This window comes from Streptomyces sp. NPDC020884, assembly GCF_044333935.1.
Lineage (GTDB): Bacteria > Actinomycetota > Actinomycetes > Streptomycetales > Streptomycetaceae > Streptomyces.
The window spans coordinates 34,924-51,343 of sequence record NZ_JBIRRY010000013.1 but is presented as its reverse complement, the minus strand read 5'-3'; the positions used below and the strand labels follow the sequence as shown (position 1 = coordinate 51,343).

At 72.0% G+C, this 16,420-nt stretch carries 16 protein-coding genes and 1 pseudogene; 8 read left to right on the top strand and 9 right to left on the bottom strand.

Features of this window, described 5'->3' with window-relative positions; all coding sequences use genetic code 11:
* Positions 1-23: 23 nt before the first annotated feature.
* Positions 24-740: an ABC transporter ATP-binding protein gene (locus ACH4UK_RS33205; RefSeq protein WP_398362405.1), complete on the bottom strand. Its 717-nt coding sequence runs from the start codon at positions 738-740 to the stop codon at positions 24-26.
* A 2-nt stretch (positions 741-742) separates the two neighbouring features.
* Positions 743-2,164 (bottom strand): ABC transporter permease, encoded by a 1,422-nt coding sequence (locus ACH4UK_RS33200; RefSeq protein WP_398362404.1) that lies wholly within the window; start codon positions 2,162-2,164, stop codon positions 743-745.
* 226 nt (positions 2,165-2,390) lie between these two features.
* On the opposite strand from ACH4UK_RS33200, the gene ACH4UK_RS33195 reads away from it, so the two are divergent.
* Both ACH4UK_RS33195 and ACH4UK_RS33190 read left to right on the top strand, forming a co-directional pair.
* Positions 2,391-3,056, top strand: coding sequence for a response regulator transcription factor (locus ACH4UK_RS33195; protein ID WP_398362402.1), 666 nt, complete (start codon positions 2,391-2,393; stop codon positions 3,054-3,056).
* Positions 3,053-4,282 (top strand): sensor histidine kinase, encoded by a 1,230-nt coding sequence (locus ACH4UK_RS33190; RefSeq protein ID WP_398362400.1) that lies wholly within the window; start codon positions 3,053-3,055, stop codon positions 4,280-4,282. The genes ACH4UK_RS33195 and ACH4UK_RS33190 overlap by 4 nt, the downstream gene beginning before the upstream one ends.
* A 4-nt stretch (positions 4,283-4,286) precedes the next feature.
* Here the strand turns inward: ACH4UK_RS33190 and ACH4UK_RS33185 are convergent, their stop codons facing one another.
* Positions 4,287-5,282, bottom strand: a complete 996-nt coding sequence (locus ACH4UK_RS33185) for a GlxA family transcriptional regulator (RefSeq protein ID WP_398362399.1) — start codon at positions 5,280-5,282, stop codon at positions 4,287-4,289.
* A gap of 179 nt (positions 5,283-5,461) precedes the next feature.
* Here ACH4UK_RS33185 and ACH4UK_RS33180 point away from each other — a divergent pair, with 179 nt between their 5' ends.
* The 5 genes from ACH4UK_RS33180 (at position 5,462) to ACH4UK_RS33160 (ending at position 10,533) form a co-directional block, all read left to right on the top strand.
* A complete protein-coding gene (locus tag ACH4UK_RS33180; protein ID WP_398362397.1) occupies positions 5,462-6,049 on the top strand; it encodes a cysteine hydrolase family protein in 588 nt (195 codons plus the stop codon).
* Positions 6,046-6,792 (top strand): isochorismatase family protein, encoded by a 747-nt coding sequence (locus ACH4UK_RS33175; protein ID WP_398362396.1) that lies wholly within the window; start codon positions 6,046-6,048, stop codon positions 6,790-6,792. The genes ACH4UK_RS33180 and ACH4UK_RS33175 overlap by 4 nt, the downstream gene beginning before the upstream one ends.
* 189 nt (positions 6,793-6,981) lie before the next feature.
* A complete protein-coding gene (locus ACH4UK_RS33170; RefSeq protein ID WP_398362394.1) occupies positions 6,982-8,112 on the top strand; it encodes a hypothetical protein in 1,131 nt (376 codons plus the stop codon).
* Positions 8,113-8,192: 80 nt separating this feature from the next.
* Positions 8,193-9,941 carry an immunity 49 family protein gene (locus ACH4UK_RS33165; RefSeq protein ID WP_398362392.1) on the top strand — a complete coding sequence of 583 codons (1,749 nt, stop codon included), beginning with the start codon at positions 8,193-8,195 and terminating at the stop codon, positions 9,939-9,941.
* An 88-nt stretch (positions 9,942-10,029) separates the two neighbouring features.
* Entirely contained in the window at positions 10,030-10,533 is a 504-nt protein-coding gene (locus ACH4UK_RS33160) for a GNAT family N-acetyltransferase (RefSeq protein ID WP_398362391.1), read from the top strand.
* Here ACH4UK_RS33160 and ACH4UK_RS33155 read toward each other — a convergent pair.
* From ACH4UK_RS33155 to ACH4UK_RS33130, 6 genes and pseudogenes are all read right to left on the bottom strand, one after another.
* On the bottom strand, positions 10,493-11,125 hold the full coding sequence (locus ACH4UK_RS33155) for a hypothetical protein (RefSeq protein ID WP_398362390.1): 633 nt from the start codon (positions 11,123-11,125) through the stop codon (positions 10,493-10,495). The genes ACH4UK_RS33160 and ACH4UK_RS33155 overlap by 41 nt on opposite strands.
* Positions 11,126-11,197: 72 nt before the next feature.
* A pseudogene (locus ACH4UK_RS33150) lies at positions 11,198-11,353 on the bottom strand (protease); the annotation flags it as partial.
* A gap of 132 nt (positions 11,354-11,485) precedes the next feature.
* Positions 11,486-12,040 carry a hypothetical protein gene (locus ACH4UK_RS33145; protein WP_398362389.1) on the bottom strand — a complete coding sequence of 185 codons (555 nt, stop codon included), beginning with the start codon at positions 12,038-12,040 and terminating at the stop codon, positions 11,486-11,488.
* 13 nt (positions 12,041-12,053) lie between these two features.
* Positions 12,054-12,410: a hypothetical protein gene (locus tag ACH4UK_RS33140; RefSeq protein ID WP_398362387.1), complete on the bottom strand. Its 357-nt coding sequence runs from the start codon at positions 12,408-12,410 to the stop codon at positions 12,054-12,056.
* A gap of 39 nt (positions 12,411-12,449) precedes the next feature.
* Entirely contained in the window at positions 12,450-13,127 is a 678-nt protein-coding gene (locus tag ACH4UK_RS33135) for a hypothetical protein (RefSeq protein ID WP_398362385.1), read from the bottom strand.
* A gap of 165 nt (positions 13,128-13,292) precedes the next feature.
* Positions 13,293-15,104 carry a bifunctional metallophosphatase/5'-nucleotidase gene (locus ACH4UK_RS33130; RefSeq protein ID WP_398362383.1) on the bottom strand — a complete coding sequence of 604 codons (1,812 nt, stop codon included), beginning with the start codon at positions 15,102-15,104 and terminating at the stop codon, positions 13,293-13,295.
* Positions 15,105-15,421: 317 nt separating this feature from the next.
* Between ACH4UK_RS33130 and mshD the strand changes: the two genes are divergently transcribed.
* A complete protein-coding gene (mshD, locus tag ACH4UK_RS33125; protein ID WP_398362382.1) occupies positions 15,422-16,345 on the top strand; it encodes a mycothiol synthase in 924 nt (307 codons plus the stop codon).
* Positions 16,346-16,420 lie beyond the last annotated feature (75 nt).

Below are 16,420 nucleotides of genomic sequence, written 5' to 3'. Positions count from 1 at the left end.
CCCTCGCCTCGGGGCCGCGGCCCTCAACGGCGGGACAGCTTGCCCCGCTTGAGGTGCAGCACCTCGTCCGACGCCTCGGCCACCTTCGCCGAGTGGGTCACCACGATGACGCACTTGCCCTCGTCGTGGGCCAGTCCGCGCAGCACCTCGACGATGTCGGCCGCGGTGTCCTGGTCGAGGCTCCCGGTGGGTTCGTCGGCGAAGAGGACGTCCACCTCGCAGGCGAGCGCGCGGGCGATCGCCACCCGCTGCTGCTGTCCGCCGGAGAGCTGCTGGATCCTGCGGTGGCGGTCCTCCTCCGCGATGCCGAGCAGGCCGAGGAGTTCGTTGGCCCGGTCCTTGCGGCCGCGCCGGGCCGCGCCGGTGATCTCCATGGCCGAGGTGACGTTCTGCACGGCGGTCAGATAGCCGAGAAGGTTGAAGGACTGGAACACCGTGGCCGCGTGCCGGCGACGGTAGGTGTCCAGGCCCAGCCGGTCCAGCTCCCGCCCCCGGAAGCGGACCGTGCCGCCGCTGGGTGCGTCGAGGCCGCTGGCCAGCGAGAGCAGGGTGGTCTTGCCGCTGCCGGAGGGGCCGACGACCGCGTACATACGGCCCTGCTCGAAGTCCTGGGTGACGTCCTTGAGGACCGTGCGCTCCCGGCCCCGGCTGCCGACGGGGTAACTCTTCCTGACCCCGACGAGCTGAAGGACCGGGGCCTCGCCGGCGTCGGCGGCGGTGGCCGTGGGGGTGTGCGGCATGGTCAGTCACCCTTCGTGAGGATCTGGCGGGGCTTCAGGCGCAGGACGCGGTAGCCGGGTACGAGGGTGGCCGCGGCGGCGATGCCGAGACCGGCCGCGCCGACCTTGCCGATGTCAGCGGCGCTGAGCCGGACGTCGAGTGCGTCGATGGGCTCCGCCGCGGGCTCCTCCTCCGGGGCCGCGCCCATGGAGTTGGCGTAGTCGTTCCGCTCGGCGCTGTCCTTGTCGTTCTGCGCCTCGGAGACCTCACCGGCGAGCAGCCCGCTGCCCACGGTCGCGGCGAGGGCCTGGCTGGCGGGTACCGCGAGGCCGATGGCGATGAGCGCGCAGGCGGCGATCTCCACCAGGTGCTGGCCGAGCAGCCGCGGCTTGCGCTCGCCCATGGCCAGCAGGATGCCGAGCTCCTGGCGGCGCTCGCGCAGCGCACTCGCGACGATCAGCGACACGACCGCCAGTCCGGCCAGCGAGACCAGCCACACCGTGAGCGTGGCGAACCCCGCCGTCCGGGAGATGGGCCCGACGAGCTGCTGGTACTGCTTGTCGTTCACCGCGAGCGGATAGATCTCCGGGTCGAGGCCGAGCTTCTCGGCCGCCTTCCGCAGCTCCGGCAGGTCGTCCGGGGAGCGCAGGGTGAAGGTGGCCTCCTGGATGTCCGAGCCCTCGTCGGTCGGCGTGACGGCCGACAGGGAACCGGCCACGTCCGGGGCTGCGTAGATCAGGTTGGCCGGGTCGGCGAGCGCGGGCGCGTACTGGCCGCTGGAGGCGGTGTCGCTGCTGTAGATGCCGCCGACGGTGAACTCCTGCGGCTCCGGGGTGCTGCCGTCGCCGCGGAAGGGGCGCACGGTGACCCGGTCGCCCACCTTCAGCTCATTGGCCTCGGCCAGCCGCTTCTCCAGGACGAGGACGCCGTCCCCGGTGTCCGGGCCGATGCCCCGGCCCGCGATGATCTTCGAGGTGCCGTTGCGGAAGGCGGGCGTCGCCGCCAGATCCCGTACGCCGTCGATCTTGAAGAAGTCGCCCGACCCGGTGTCGGTGGCGGGCGGCGGCGGTACGGCGCGGTAGAGCTTCAGCCGGTCCGTCGGCTGCCCGGCGGACTCCACCCTGTAGCTGAACCGCGTGACGAGCGGCGAGGTGCCGAGGCGGTCGGCCTGTCCGCTGCGCAGCCGGTCCTTCGGGTCGATCCGGAGACCGGCCGCGCCGCCTCCCTCCGCCTGCCCGGCCGCCATCAGCGCGTTGATGTCGAGGGACAGCGTGGCCACGGCCCCCACGGTGCGCTTCGCGTCCGCCGCGGCACGGTCGGCCGCCGACCGGATCAGGAAGCCGGACAGGACGAGGGCGCAGATGACGAAGAACAGGCCGGTCAGCAGCAGCGCCTTGCCGGGCGTGGCGGTCAGACGCCACCAGGCCCGTTTGAACAGGTTCATGGGAATCGGTCTCTTCACGGTCGGCGACGGACGGAGGGCTCACGCTAGGAAGCGGGCGTTATCGGCGGCGTTCGGCGGCGGACCGCGCCGGGCGGGCTTTCATACGTCGTCGAAATGCGGGCTCTGATAGTCATGGGGGACGCGCCCACCGTGGGACGTATGCACAGAAGTGGCGCATCCGCTCCGGCGGGCGGCCCACCCCGCGCGAGGAGAGGCGACACCGGCGATGCGCGTGCTGATCGTCGAGGACGAGGAGTTCATGGCCGAGGTCATCGGGCTCGGCCTGCGCCGCGAGGGCATCTCGTCCGACACCGTCCACGACGGCGAGGCGGCCCTGGAGAAGCTGGCCGTCAACGACTACGACATCGTGATCCTCGACCGCGACCTGCCGGGCGTCCACGGCGACGAGGTCTGCCGCCGTACGGTCGCCGAGCACCCCGGCTGCCGGATCCTGATGCTGACCGCGGCGGGCCGCCTCGGCGACAAGGTGGCGGGCCTCGGGCTGGGGGCCGACGACTATCTCCCCAAGCCCTTCGACTTCCCGGAGCTGGTGGCACGGCTCCGCGCGCTCTACCGCCGCGCCGCCCCCGCGCACGCGCCGACGCTGTCCGTCGCGGACCTGGCCCTGGACACCCACCGTCGGCGGGCCGAGCGGGCGGGCCGGGAGATCCGGCTCACCCCGAAGGAACTCGCCGTCCTGGAACTGCTGATGCGGGCGGAGGGCGGGGTGCTCAGCGCGGAGTACCTGCTGGAGAAGGCGTGGGACGAGGCGGCCGACCCGTTCACCAACGCGGTACGCCTCGTGGTCCACACCCTGCGCCGCAAACTGGGCGAGCCGCCGCTGCTGCACACCGCGGTCGGTGCCGGCTACTACCTGGCGGAGCGCGCGTGAGCGGGGAGCGCGAGGCCTCCGGGACCCGGAAGCGCGGGGCCCCCGGGACCCGTGAGCGCCGGGTCAGCATCCACACCCGGCTCTTCCTCGGCTTCGCGGGCGTCCTGGTGGTGTCCGGGGCGCTGATGGTGGCCGCGGTCTACCTCGGCATGCGGTTCCTGCCGTCGTACGACCTGGGCACCGCGCCCGTCCACACCGACTTCGTACCCGGTCTCCCGTCCGACCGCCTGCCCACGCCGTTCCGCACCGCCGATCCGCCGCCCCCGTACGCCGAAACCCAGGTGGTCCGCTCCAAGGAGGACGTGTGGTCCACCGTGCTGACCGTGTCCGTGGCGGGCGCGTCGCTGGTGGCCGGGGTGGGCCTGGCCGCCGGGTGGCTGCTGTCCCGCCGCCTGCTGGCCCCCCTGCACACCATCGGCCGGGCGGCCGCCCGCGCGGGCGAGGGCGATCTCTCCTACCGGATCAACGCCACCGGCCCGCACGACGAACTCCGCGCGCTCGCCGACACCTTCGACGACACCCTGGACCGGCTGGAACGCTCCTTCGCCGCCCATCAGCGCTTCGCCGCCAACGCCTCGCACGAACTGCTCACCCCGCTGGCCACCACCCGTACCGCCCTGCAACTGGCGGCGGCCGACGACTCCGGCCGCGAACTGCTGCGGCTCGCCCCGCGGCTGGCCGCCGTCAACGAACGCAGCATCGAGATCGTGCACGGCCTGCTCCAGCTCGCCGGGGCCGAACATGCCCGCCCCGACACCGAGCCCGTCGACCTCGCCGAGATCGCCGCGGAGACCTGCGGGGAGCTGGCCGGGCGGGCCCGGTCCGCCGGGATCACCCTGGAGACCGACCTGGAGCCGGGGCACCTGCGCGCGGGCAGCACCGCGCTGCTGCGCCGGCTGGTGCACAACCTCGTCGACAACGCGCTCACCCACAACGTCCCGGACGCGGACACGGGCGGCTGGGTGCACGTGGCCGTCTTCGGCGACGGGCCGGTCTCCCTGGAGGTGGCCAACTCCGGTCCCCCGCTGGATCCCGAGCACGCCGACCGCCTCTTCGAACCGTTCCACCGCGCCGCTCCCCGGGTGCGCAGCGACCGCACCGGCCACGGCCTCGGCCTCGCCATCGCCCACGCGGTGGTGCGCGCCCACCACGGCACGATCACGGCCGTCGCCAACCCCGACGGCGGCCTGACGGTACGGGCGGACTTCCCCGGGGACGCGGTCTGAGCGCTCAGACCACGTGCGAGGACCGGAACCTGCGCCGGTATTCGGTCGGCGTCGTGTTCAACCGCCGCCGGAACGCCCGTACCAGGGTGTCCGTCGTGCCGAACCCGCAGACGGACGCGATGCGTTCGAGGGTGGCGTCGGAGGACTCCAGCTCGTTACGGGCCTTCTCGACCCGTACGGACTCGATGTAGGCGTGCGGGGTCGTGCCGAGCTCGGACTTGAAGAGCCGGGTCAGATGGCGGTCGCTGACATGGGCGTACTCCGCGAGGTCCACGACGGTGAGCTGAAGGCCGATGTTGCGCAGGATGTGGTGGCGGAGGTCCTCGATGCGCCGCGTCGTGGAGATCTGCTCCAGCGGAACGCTGAACTGGCTCTGCCCGCTCTGCCGCTTCAGGTACATCACGAGCTGCCGGGCGACGCGCAGCGCGATCTCCTCGCCGAGGTCGTCGGCGATCAAAGCGAGCGACAGATCGAGGCAGGCGCTGATCCCGGCCCCGGTCCACACATCGCCCTCGCGGATGAAGATCGGGTCGGCGTCGACCTCGATCTCCGGGTGATCGGCGGCGAGTTGCCGCGCGGTCGACCAGTGGGTGGTGGCGCGCTTGCCGTCGAGCAGACCGGCGGCGGCCAGCAGATGCGCCCCGACGCAGACGGAGGTGACGCGCCGGGTGCGCGCCGCGAGCTGCTTCACCCGCTCCACCAGCTCGGGGTCGACGAGGGCGTGCACCCGCCGCTCGCTGTCGACCTCCACCGAGCCGGGGACGATAAGGGTGTCGATGCTCCGCCCGGCCGCCTCGTCGAAGGTGAGGTCGGGGAGGATGCGGACCCCGGCCCCGGTGGTGACGGGCTCCAGGGACGCGGCGGCCAGGACGACCTCGTACCCCGCCGCGTCGTCGGTCTCGCGCCGGGCGAGCGAGAACACCTCCGGCGGCCCGGTGACGTCGAGCAGGTCGACGCCCTCGAAGAGGACGATGACGACGAGCCGTCCGGGGACGCCCATGCCGACCTCCCTGATCAGCCGTGCCTCCGGTGGCGGCGGCCACCCGAGACGCATGTCGGTATCTGCATGTCAGACGTCATTGTAGACATCGCCGCCGGGTCCTAGCGTGGAGGACAGCTCGCCACCCGAGCTCATCCCTCCCTCCCTTTCCGGCGTACGACCCCCGAGGCGGCACACCCATGTCCCGAACCACCCTGCGCGAACTCAACGGCTTCGACGCGACCCCGGCCACCCTGACCGGCTCGACGCTGATCCTGATCGACCTCCAGAACACCTACACCCGTGGCGTGATGGAACTCGACGGCTGGCAGGCCTCGTTGGACGCCGCCGCGCAGCTGCTGACCCGGGCCCGCGAGGCCGGGACGAAGGTCGTGCACGTCATCAACGACGGCGGCGAGGGAACCCCGTACGACATCCGGGCCGAGATCGGACAGATCCACCCGTCCGTCGCCCCGGCCGACGGGGAGGCCGTCGTCGTCAAGCAGGCCCCGAACGCCTTCCACGGCACCGACCTCGGCGAGCACGTCCCCGAGGGCCGGGACGTGATCATCGCCGGCTGGATGACCCACATGTGCGTGGCGTTCACCGCGCAGGGCGCGTTCCTGCGCGGCAACCGCCCCACCGTCGTCGCCGACGCCTGCGCGACCCGCTCCCTGCCGGTCGCCGGGACCGACCTCGACGCCTGCCAGGTGCACTACAGCGCCCTGGCCACCATCGGCGACCTGTACGGGGTCGTCGTCGCATCCCAGAAGGAGATCGCCCGATGAAGCTGCTCCGCACCGCCACCGCGATCGGCGTCGCCGCCGTCCTCGCCGCCACCGCCACCGCGTGCGGCGGGAGTTCCGAGGCGGCGACCGGCAAGGACGACGCCGCGAGCGCCTCGCCCTCGTCGAGCGCGCCCGCGACGAACGCCTCGGGGAACGTCGCCGAGGACACGACCACGCTGCGGGAGCTCAACAAGCTGGACGAGACGCCCGCGACGCTCGCCGACGCGACGCTGATCCTCGTCGACTACCAGAACACCTACACCGAGGGCGTGATGGAACTCGACGGCTGGAAGCCCGCCGTGGAGAACACCGCGGCCCTGCTGAAGCGCGCCCGCGCGGCCAGGACGCCGGTCATCCACATCGTCGACAAGGGCTACGACCTCACGTCCGAGGCCGGCCGGATCATCCCGGCCGTGAAGCCGGTCAAGGGCGAGCCCGTCGTCGAGAAGAGCGTCCCGAACGGCTTCCACGGCACGAACCTCGCCGACGAGGTCAAGAAGGCCGGGCGCAAGAACGTCATCATCGCCGGGTTCATGACCAACATGTGCACGCTCTTCACCACGCAGGGCGCGTTCGTCAACGGCAACAGCCCGACCGTGGTGGCCGACGCCTCCGCGACCCGTCCGCTGCCGCTCAACGGCAACCCGAACGGCATTCCGGCGCGGCAGCTGCACGAGTCGGCTCTCGCCACGGTCCAGGACCTGTACGGGGTGGTCGTCCCGACGCAGAAGTCCCTGACGTAGCCCCGCCCTCCCCCGACGGTGGCGCGGGCCGCACCGAGAAGCGCCCCGCGCCACCCCCGTACCCCCATGCCCCCACGGCCCCCCACACCCCCCAACGGAAGTGAACCCCATGAGCACTTTCCCCCCAGCCCCCCAACTCCCCCCACTCCGCCAGAGATCGCACCACTATCCCCAACGGAGAAGACGAAGATGGCTACCCGTAGAGGTTTCATAACCGGCGCTTCCGGCATCGGCACCGCGGCCCTCCTGGGCTACGCGGCGACCCCGCAGGCAGCGGCGGCCACCGCCGACGGCGCGGCGGGCGCGGTGAGGGTCTCGCCGCAGCAGGCGAAGGACTCGCTCCTCGCCGTCAACACCGGCATGCGCACCAACTACGCCGTGCTGAAGGCAGAACTGATCAAGCACCTCTCCCCGGTGATCGTCGTGCAGAACGACGCCAGGGGCGGCCGTTTCACGCTGGTGACGGAGAGCGGCCGGGAGAGCGCCAACCCCGTGGCGGAGACGTTCGAGCTGGCGAAGTCCATCGCTCACGTACCGCTCGGGATCTTCTCGGTGATCGCCTCGTATCTGGCGGACCACCTCCCCAACCTCCCGAACGCCGACCGCATCGACCCGCACGACCTGCTGATGGTGGCGTTCGACGACGACACCTCCACCGCGTGGATCCCGCCGCTCCAGGCGTACGCCGCCACGCTCACGACCGCCCGCCGGAACCTTCCCGACGCCGGGCTCCCGGCCGCGCTGACGACCTCGTGCGGCAACATCCTGGACGCCGCGCTCCGGTTCATCGACACCTCGGTGACGACGCGGTCGTTCGACATGAAGACCTTCGAGGACTTCTCCGGCAGCGTCTACCCGGACATCCGCACCAACATGGAGCATGCGGCGCAGGCCCAGATCAAGGGCGTGCAGGACCAGATGAAGGCCTGGCGCACGAAGGTCGGCGAGGTCGGCTGGGCCGACCTGTACTGCGTGGTGATCTCGCAGTGGACGACGAGCGTGCTGAACCAGAACACGATCATCATCAAGGACTGCATGAACCCGGCGAAGGTCGCCACGCACCTGATCGACCTGCCCGGCCTGGAGAACCCGGCCGACCCGGTGTTCACCGCCCTCGACAACCTCGCCCGGATCGTGCAGGACAACGTGGCGGCGGAGATGGTCTTCCCCAAGGACACGAAGGTCGCGGACGCCCTGAAGGGCAAGGAGGACCTGCTCTCCGACGAGATCCTCATCCAGCTCGGCACCGGCCGCGGGGTGACGAAGTCCGCGCCGACGTACAACATGGCGGCGGGCGCGGTGTGCCCGGTCAAGAAGTGACCGCGGTCGTGTAGCCGGCGCATCCTCCTCCCGGGCGGCCGCGCGCTCCGGGAGGCGGAGCCCCTCAGTAGGGTTTCCGGGTGACCCAGGACAACGACAGCAACGCACCCGACGCCCACCTGCCCGCGCTGACCGCCGACCGGGCCGACCATCTGCGCCGCCTGGTGGCCGACGACCTGAGCGCGCGGGACGGCTCGCGCCCGCAGATGGACGGAGCGACAGCGGTACGCGAACGCTCCACGCACAACCTCACGACCCTGGCCCAGCGCTGCGGGGCCGAGGACCCGGAACGCTGGCCGGCGCTGATAGCCCAGCACTTCACGTCGCTGGACACGGTGGCGCGGGGCGGCGAGAGCCCGGAGGAACTGCTGCGCGGAGCCGTCCTGCGCCTGCTGCCGGCCGAGACGCTCCCGGCGGACGGAGGATCCGGCTACGGCTACGTCTGGCAGCCGGCCGACGGCCTGGTGACCGCGCTCGCCCTCGACGCCCCCGACTCCGTGCGGATGCTCACCGACACGGACGTCGAACGCGCCGGCCTCGACGCGCTGAAGGCGGCGGGCCGGGCGAACCTGCTGGCCGAACCGGTGGAGCACGAGGAGCTGCGTACGCCATCGGGTGCGCTCCTGCACTCGGTGTACGGCGACTCCCACTTCGTGGCGAGCAAGGCGCTGGTCCTGGGCGACCTGGCCCGCTCCCTCACGGGCCACGACCTGCCGGAGGCCGGGGCGCTCGTCGTCGTACCGACCCGGCATCTGCTGGCGTTCCACCCGATCGTCGACGGCACGGTGGTGGACGCGGTCAACGACCTGGGGATGTACGCGATGGGCGCGTACGAGGACGGTCCCGGCTCCCTCAACCCGCTGCTGTACTGGTGGCGTCGGGACGGCCTGGTCCGCCTCACCTCGTTCGACGAGCAGACCCGCGCGATGCAGGTGGTGCCGCCGCAGGAGCTGATGGACCTGATGCGGAGCCTGCACGCGGAAGGCCAGGTCCCCCCGGAGCCGGCCGCGCCGAGCACCACCCCCGACATCAACCAACTCGCTTCCACCGCACAGCAGTTCACCGCCGACCTCCCCCAGGACCCGACCGCACTCCCCGAGGCGTTCCGCGCGGCGACGGCGCACGCGCTGGCCCGCTGCGCGGAGGACCCCGACGGCGCGAAGCTGGAGACCTGGGAGGCCTGGGTCACCGCGATGCAGCTCGGCGACGCCCTGTTCGCCACCGCCCTCCCGCAGGCGGGCCCGGCGGAATACCGCGTCGGCGACCGCGTGATCGCCCTGCCCGCCACCGGCCCGTCCCCGCAGGCGAACGGCCGCGCCTGGCTGGACGCGTTCTGGTTCGCCCTCGTCTGCCGCGAACGGGACCGCCTGACCCGCCTCGCCCAGGTCCCGCTGGAGGACCTGCGCCGCGCCGAACCCGCCCAGGACGCCTACCTGTTCCACTGGATCGACACGCTCCAGACCTACTGGCGCGGCGAGTCCATGGACGACATCGTCCAGAAGCTCATCGCCACGATGGAGGCGTCCGACCCCAAGGTCGCGACCGGCACCGCGCCCGACCTGCTGAACCTGATCGACTACCAGCCCGCCGCCCTCTTCCACCGCCTCATCACCCGCAACCACGAGGCGTTCGCGGAGACCCTGGCCGAGTCCGTCGCCCACCACGACCGCTACTGGACCGGCTCGCCGGACCCCCGCGGCCACGTGGCCCTCGGCCCGCTCGCCCTGGCCTGCCTGGCCCAGGACGGCGAGTTCCCCGTGGACGCGACGCTGCCGCGGCTGCCGAAGCACCTGATCAGCCGGGCATGGTGCGGGGAGTTCCCCACCTGAGCAGCCCCCGCCCTCTCCCTCCGGCCCCCGCCCCTGCGTCCGAAATCCACGCGCGTCCCGCCCTTACCGCGTGATACACCTCCCTGCCATGACCGACCTGGTGACCGCGCGGCTCCTGCTGCATCCGATATCCGTGGACGAGGCCGAACAGATGGTGACGGGCGAGCCGGACGCCGAAGCGCGCTGGGACGACGGCTATCCCTCCGAGGGGGATGTGGCCGTGGCCCGGCGCTTCCTGGAAGCCTGCGCAAGCACCGGCGATCCCCGGCCGTTCGGCCCGTACGTGATCCGCCGCATCACGGACGGCCGGGCGATCGGCGGCGTCGGCTTCCACCGCCCGCCGGACGAGCACGGCAGCGTCACGATCGGCTACGGCCTCGCCCCGTCGGCCCGGGGCCGGGGTTACGCCTCCGAGGCCCTCCGCGCCCTGCTGTCGTTCGCGCGGTCCCAGGGCATCGCCTCGGTGAAGGGCGACGCCGACCACGACAACGCGGCGTCCCAGCACGTGATGACGGCGGCCGGCATGCGGCCGGTCGGCGAGGACGAACGCGTCAGGTACTTCGCCCTCTCGTGGCCGGCCGCAGCGATGTGAGCCGGGAGCGGGACGGAGCCGCTGCCTTGCGGGAAGCGCAGAAGACGAACGCGAACGGCCCCAGCACCGCCGCGCCCGCACTCGCGGCGAGCACCGCGCCGGGCCGGAACCATCCCGGGAGTTCGGCGAACAGCTCGCCGGCGGTGAACACGAAGCCGATGAGCGTCACCACGGTCAGCAGGATGCCTCCCACCGTGACGAGCGCACTGCACCGAGCGAGAAGCCTCCATGCCCGTGCGCGTCCCGCCCCGGGCCCCTCGGGACGCAACGGCTCCAGGGCCCTCCTGACCTCGACCGGCCACCGGACGACGAGCACGTCGTCCATGTCGTCGGGGTCGTGGGTGTGGTGCCGGAGGCCGACGGCCTGTCCGACCATGCGGCGTCCGCTGCCGGGTACCGGCAGCGGGCAGGTCGCTCTCCGGCGGAGAACGCCGTGTCCCGGCACGTCGGCGCTGATGATGAGCGTGTCGGGGCCTTGCACCTCGCTGGGGCCGTCCTCGATCGAGTCCTCGATCACGCCGACGGCGAGATGCCCCTCGACGCGTGGCTCCTCCTCCGGGCGGGCCGTCCTGCCGGGGCGTCCGAAAGTCATCGACGGCCCTCCTTCCTGTCGTCGGGCCATCCGTCGCGGCCTGTCCGAGAGTGATCGGACCCGCGCACGGCGTCAAGGACGAACAGCGGCGCCGGGGCTCCGCAGGACGCTCACCGCCCGGTCGAAGGCCGAGTCCCTCTTCTGGTCGAACTCCTCGTCGGTGAAGACCGGTTCCGTGAGATGCGGCGGAATCCCGGTGCCGTCGAAGGTCCTGCCCGAGCCGGTCAGCACGGCGACCGGGCCGGTGGGGCGGCCGGGTCGAGGGGCCGGCCCGAGCCGGGCTCCCGATGGCCGGGCGCAAGGTTGACCGGCCGGCCTCGCGCTCAACACGCTGCGCACCTGCCTCCATCCCCTACCGGCTCAGGGCGTTCTCCACTTCCGGCTTCCGGCTCGGTTCCTCGCGATGTTCCGGGTCTTCCTTCTCCTGCCCGACTCGGCGAGCAGCGCCAGCGCCGCCGGGGACGTCGCCTTCTCGGCGAGGCGTCGCTGCATCCAGTCCGTGACCTTCGCCAGCTCGACCGGCGTCGGCACGTGACCGTCCGCGACGGACAGGGAGAACAGCCAGTCGTGGATGCGGTGGCGGATGAACGCGCACCATACCTCCGCCAAGGCCCGCTCGATCTCCGGCAGGAGTCCGGCCGCCCACTGCCGGAACTCGGCAGGACCGGTCGCCTCCATCGCGATCCCGTCCACGAGGGCGACCACCGCCGTCTTGGACACCAGGTCGACGGGGTCGCGCAGGATCGTGGCCACGATCGCGCGGTCGCGGTCGCGGCTCGGCGAGGAAGCGGTGGCCAGGACGACGCGTCGGTACGCGGACGATCGCACGTGCTCGTCCGCGACGGCATCGTCGAGGTCCACGTCGAGGATGCCGGCCCCCGCGAGCAACTCGGCCACATCGGAACGCAGGGTCATCGCTTCATGCGTCCTACGCGGGGGTGGTCCACGCCCGGCGCTGCTGCCGTACCCGCCGGTTCATGACCACAGCGGGGATGGCGAACGCGAGCAGGAGCGGGATCGCGAGGAAGATCCCGCCCCAGAGGAAGAGGGCGAGGTAGCCGTAGGCGGCGTTGTCCACGCTCTTGTCCGCCTGCACCAGGAGGACGACGCTCGCCGCGAACGCGCTCGCCAGGAGGGACCCCAGGACGATCGCGAGCCGCGTGAAGATCCGCGCCCGCCGCCGGTAGCCCTCATCGATCTCCGGGGCCCGCGGCGGCGCGTACGCCCAGGACGCACCGGGTGGCCGGCCCCACGGGGCGGGCGGGGGCGGCTGCTGATCGGCCATGGGCCCAGTTCTACTGTGCGCGGCCCCGAAACACCACCCTCACTTCTTGCCGCCGTCCCACCCCGTGCTGAAGCTGCGCACCAGGGCGACCAGCGCGGCCCCGAGCCGCCAGTCCAGGTCCGGTGCGTGCAGATGCAGTTTGTCGCCGCCGGACCTGAACTCCAGGGGCATCCGGCCGCCCGCGCGCCATCGGATGCGCCGGGGGCCGCGCGCCGCGCCCCCCTCGTTGCCGGGGGTTCCGTCGAAGACGGACAGGACCAGGACCAGCACCATCAGGGGCAGGCAGAGCCACCACACGAACCACCACAGGATCCGGCCCTTGTAGCCCACCGCCTCGGGGCCGCCGGCCGGGGTCACGGTCCAGCGGGTGCGCAGGCCCCGGCCTCGGAGCGCCTTCTCGCGGACGATCGTGCCGATGGGCTCGCCGTGCGCGCCGAGCACCTCGAAGGTGGCGACACCCCCGTCGGCCGAGCGGGTCACCACTGCGGCCACCCGCTCCCGGCGGTGCTCGTCGGCCCACAGGGCGAAGGCGCGGGCACCGCTCCCGCGGGCCGCGAGGTAGGCGGGTACGCCGCCCGGCGGCACCTCACGCTCCACGTACGCGACCACCCGGGGCGGCCCCGACCCGTCGTTGAAGTCGATCATGTTCTGGACCGTCGTCGGCGCGTGGTCCCGGGCCCTTCGCCGGACGCCGGTCATGGTCAGTACGTTGCTCACCCGGCATGCTCCTTGGGGACTGGGAAGCCGTGCGTCCGACGACCGGCTGCCTACTTTAGGGGCCGCGCCCCGGGGGCCGAACGGCCAGGGCAACAGGAAGGGGGCGGCGGGCCCGCACGGCCCGCCGCCCCTTCCCGTACGCGCCGTGGAAGCGCGAGGCGACTGCTACTGAACGACCGTGATCCGGTCCGTCGCCGGCGGGGCCAGCGGGGCGGCGGCCGTGGAGTGGGCCGCCAGGTAGGCGTTGAACAGGTCCAGGTCGGACGCGCCGACCAGCTTGTTCGTGCCCTCGCCGAGGGCCGCGAAGCCGTCGCCGCCGCCCGCGAGGAACTCGTTCATCGCGACGCGGTAGGTGCGCGCCGGGTCGATCGCCTCGCCGTTCAGCTGGATGGTGTCGGCGACCACGCGGTCCGCGCCGCTCTTCGTCAGGTCGAGCGTGTAGGTGAGGCCCTTGGAGACCTGGAGGATCTTCGGGCTGGCCTCGTTGCCGCCGCTGACCTGCTGCTGGAGGGCGGTCACCAACTGCGCTCCGGTGAGGTCGACGACGTTCATCATGTTGGTGAACGGCTGCACGGTGAACGCCTCGCCGTAGGTGACGACCCCGTCGCCCTCACTGCCGGACGCCTTGTGCACCAGGTCCGCGCGGATGCCGCCCGGGTTCATGAACGCGACTTCCGCACCGCCCTTGTCGGCCGGGGCGAGGCCTTCGAGCTGGGCGTCGGCGATGACGTTGCCGAGCGGCTTCTCGGGGGCCGTGGAGCCGCGGCCGTTGATGTCGGCGCTGATCCAGCCCTGCGGCTTGGAGGCGATCGGGGCCGCCAGCTTGTTCCAGCGGTCGATCAGGCGCGTCATGTCGGTGGCCTTGGGCTGGTCCCGGGTCACGACGTGGTTCGCGGACTTCACCGACGTACGGACGATGTCCTTGGTGCGGCGGTCGTAGGTGAGCGTGGTGTCCGTGTACAGCTTGCCGAACGACGAGGCCGAAGTGACCATGCGCGGCTTGCCCGACGGGTCCGGGACGGTGCACACGTACGCCTGGTGGGTGTGGCCCGTGACCAGGGCGTCCACCTTCGGCGTGATGCCCTTGGCGATGTCGACGATCGGGCCGGAGATGCCGTCGCCCGCGCCGGGGCTGTCGCAGTCGTAGTTGTACGAGGTGGAGGCCGGGGCCCCGCCCTCGTGGATCAGGGCCACGATGGACTTGACGCCCTTGCGGTCCAGCTCACGGGCGTACTTGTTGATCGTCTCGACCTCGTCGTGGAACTTGAGGCCCTTGACGCCGTTCGCGGTGACGATGTCCGGGGTGCCCTCCAGGGTCACCCCGATGAAGCCGATCTTGACGCCGTTCTTCTTCCAGACGGTGTACGGCTTCAGCAGCGGCTTGCCGGTCTTCTCCTTGGTCACGTTGGCCGCGAGGTAGGGGAAGTCCGCGCCCTTGAACTTCTTGCCCTTCTCGTAGCAGCCCTCGACCGGGTGGCAGCCGCCGTTCTGCAGGCGGGCCAGCTCGGCCGCGCCCTCGTCGAACTCGTGGTTGCCGACCGCCGTGACGTCCAGGTCGAGGCCGTTCAGCGCCTCGATCGTCGGCTCGTCGTGGAAGAGGCCCGACAGCAGCGGGCTCGCGCCGACCATGTCGCCGCCGGCCGCCGTGACGGAGTACGGGTTGCCCTTGCGCGCGGTGCGCAGCGAGGTCGCCAGGTACTCGACGCCACCGGCCGGGATCGCCTCGACCGTGCCGTCCTCGTGCGTCTTGCTGACCGTGCCGGCGGAACCGGCCGGCGGCTCCAGGTTGCCGTGCAGGTCGTTGAACGACAGCAACTGCACGTCGACGGTACGGGGCTTGTGGCCGTGGCCGTGCCCGTTGCCCCGGTCATGGGCACCGGCCGGCATCGCGGCGACGAGTGCGCCCACGGTGGCCAGACCGGCCGCGGCGGCGAGCACCCGCCGTGTCGCACGGTTCTTCTGCGGAGTCGCTGACATCGGTCCCCTTGTGTGTCAGTGGTGTCAGTGGTGTCGCTGGTGTCAGGTCGGGAATCCTGCGTGCCGCAGCCTAGAGTCAACGCGCGTAGCGCAACAGGTGTTCGGGGTTACGGACTGGTTGCCATCCGGCCAAATGGCTTGTCAGGGACGGTCAGGAGGGCGAACCCTCACCCCTTCGGATCACATATCGGGGCAGAACCGTCACGGCGTGGCGGATGCGCGCCCACCGGCCCGGTGGACACAGCCGCGCGACAGGCTGTCGCGCGTGCGCCCTGCGCCACACCGCCGGGCGCACGCCTCGCCGTACGCTCGGAGGCATGACGACTGACGCACCCCTCCCCGCTCCCGGGCGCGAGGTTCAGACCCTCGACGCACTCGACTCCGGCCAGGCCGACACCGTCCTCGCCCTGCTCGCCGAGGCCGCCCGGTCCGACGGCCGACAGGCGGTCTCCGAGCAGGGCAGGCTCCGGATCCGGGGCGGACACCGCGACGGCGTACGGCACTTCCTCCTCACCGTCGACGGCGCGCTCGCCGGGTACGCCCAGCTCGAGGACACCGACCCGGTCGAGGCCCCGGCCGCCGAACTGGTCGTCCACCCCGACCGGCGCGGCAGCGGGCACGGCCGGGCGCTCGGCGCGGCCCTCCTCGCCGCGACCGGCAAGCGGCTGCGGGTCTGGGCGCACGGCGGCAGCTCCGCCGCCCGCCACCTGGCGCAGGTCCTCGGCCTCTCCCTCTTCCGCGAGCTGCGCCAGCTCAGGCGGAGCCTGATCCCGCTCGACCTCGCCGATCCGGTGCTGCCCGAAGGCGTCACCGTACGGACCTTCGAGCCCGGCCGTGACGATGCGGCCTGGCTCGCCGTGAACCGCGAGGCCTTCGCTCACCACCCCGAGCAGGGAACGCTGACCCAGCAGGACCTGGACGACCGCAAGGCGGAGCCCTGGTTCGACCCGAAGGGCTTCTTCCTGGCCGAGCAGCACGGGCAGATCGTCGGCTTCCACTGGACGAAGGTGCACGCCGAGGAGCGGCTCGGCGAGGTGTACGTGGTCGGCGTGCTGCCCGAGGCCCAGGGCGGCGGCCTCGGCAAGGCGCTGACCTCGATCGGCCTGCACCACCTGGCGTCCGAGGCGCTGCCCACCGCGATGCTCTACGTGGACGCGGACAACACGGCGGCCGTCACGGTGTACGAGCGGATCGGGTTCACCACGCACGAGGTCGATCTGATGTACCGCACGGAGTCCTGAACCCTCCGTCGGACCGGTCCGGGGCGGCGTCACTTGACGCCGCCCCTTCTTTGCACCACCCTTTCACTACTCAAT